The sequence below is a fragment of the Cytophagia bacterium CHB2 genome, assembly GCA_030263535.1.
GTDB lineage: Bacteria > Zhuqueibacterota > Zhuqueibacteria > Zhuqueibacterales > Zhuqueibacteraceae > Coneutiohabitans.
Genome location: SZPB01000660.1, coordinates 1 through 1,761, shown reverse-complemented (window position 1 = coordinate 1,761; position 1,761 = coordinate 1). Strand labels below are relative to the sequence as shown.

Genomic DNA, 1,761 nt, shown 5'->3' with positions numbered 1-1,761 from the left:
GCGCCAGTTCTGCGCCGTCATCGGTATACAGAGAACGCATGAGCGGAGGGTAACCCAGGTGGAAGATGCGAGCGCCGGCAATCACTTCCCAATTCAGCATGGCGCTCGTGAAATAATCATTACAGCCGGTATGGTGCAGAAATATGCGATCGACTCCCGGCGGCGCGAGCACGATGGAATAGGAACTGCCGTGCTCCGCATCGCGGGCGATGCCATCGATGTTTCCCCACGCCTTCATTTTGTCGATGATGATTTGCCCAAAAGCGTCGTCGCCGACTTTGGTCATGAACGCAACACGGCACCCCAATTTGCTCAATGCAATACCGCTGTTGGAAACCGAGCCGCCCGTGCTCAGAACAACATTGCCGACGTGCACCAGCTTGCCGGGCTGCAATAGTTTGTGAAAGTTATGCGCGCCGCTTGTATCAAAAGGCGGAATGATGTCAAAACAAATGTGGCCCGCAGCGATGACGTCAAACGCAGACATGTATGTTCCTTCGCAAAGATGTGAAAGGAGTGTGGGCTTCCCAGTCCCCACGGCATCGCGGACAGGAATGTCCACCCTCCCTTACTTTGGCCCGAAGATCAGTGCGCCGATCGTGCCCACATCCCACCAGGATTGATTCTGATTGAATCCCGCCCAGATGTGTTGATTCTTGCGATAATTCAAACCGTCGTTGTCATTGATCGCCACGTCGAAACCGATTTTGCTGCCGGGCTCGGCTTTCACGTTTTTCAAACTGGCGAGCGGATAGCGGCAAATCATATTGTAGCCTTTATCCGTGCGTGTGAAATACGTTTCAGCATTCGGCACCAAATTCGGTTTGGGCAGCAGCGGTCCGCCGGCGCCACCGCCCTGCCACTGCTTCGCTCCGAAATCCGTGGCGCGATATTCAGCCAATGAAAGATGGCGAAAGCAACCGGGCGTGGGCGGATCGTGCCCCTGCTCGGAATTCGTTCGGGTGTCCAAAATGACTTCCATACAATCCGTATCCCACGGATAACTCATCACCGGAAAATCCCAATGTGAAATCAACACGTCGTCCGTGACTTCCGCGCCGACGTAGAGATAATCTTGATCATACATGGCATATATTTTTGCCGACAAATCCTCAACCCCGTTCCACGGTTGATTACCCATGAGCAAACGGCAAATCTGATTGGTTTTGTCAATGGTCATGGGATTTGCGCGATTCCAATTTTCCCAACTGCCGTCCAATGACGGCGGCGTTGCGGCGAAATGCGCCATGCCGGCGTAGAAATCGCGCACAATTTCGGCTTGGAAATTTCCGCTCGTCAAGCGCAACCGTACGGGATAGAGTTGTTCTTTGGCATTGTATCCCGCGAGTTTTAACGGGACCGGCAGCTTGCGCGTGGTTTGCGGTTCCAATTTAACGGCGCTGGCAGGCGGAGCAGCAATTTGCCAGGCGGGATCTGCCGTAAGCTGTGGCACAACTTCCAGTTCTTGCGCCGTGTGATTGGTCAACGTGATCAACAGTGTATCTTTCGCAGCGTTGGGCAGCATCAAATCTGCCGTCACCGGCGCCTTGATGCGCAGGGTGTGCTGCAATTCTTCCTTCCCAAAACTGACCAGCGCGGTATAAGCAACGGCCGGCGCATTGTTCGGAACAGTAATCGGCACTTCGAACGTTTCCTCGCGGCCCGCAGGAATGGTTTTCGTTTCCGACAGCACGCCGTGCAGCCAGCCGACCAGACGGCGATGCGGCGTTGGAAACGTTTGCCGTTGAATTGGGCCTTTGT

2 protein-coding genes are annotated in these 1,761 nt (G+C 54.5%); both read right to left on the bottom strand.

Annotated elements, in window-relative coordinates; genetic code table 11:
* Positions 1–487: carbohydrate kinase family protein (locus tag FBQ85_29985; GenBank protein MDL1879362.1), on the bottom strand; the 487-nt coding region annotated here is incomplete at its 3' end.
* An 81-nt stretch (positions 488–568) separates the two neighbouring features.
* Positions 569–1,761 (bottom strand): hypothetical protein (locus FBQ85_29980; protein ID MDL1879361.1); only part of this gene is annotated, 1,193 nt, incomplete at its 5' end.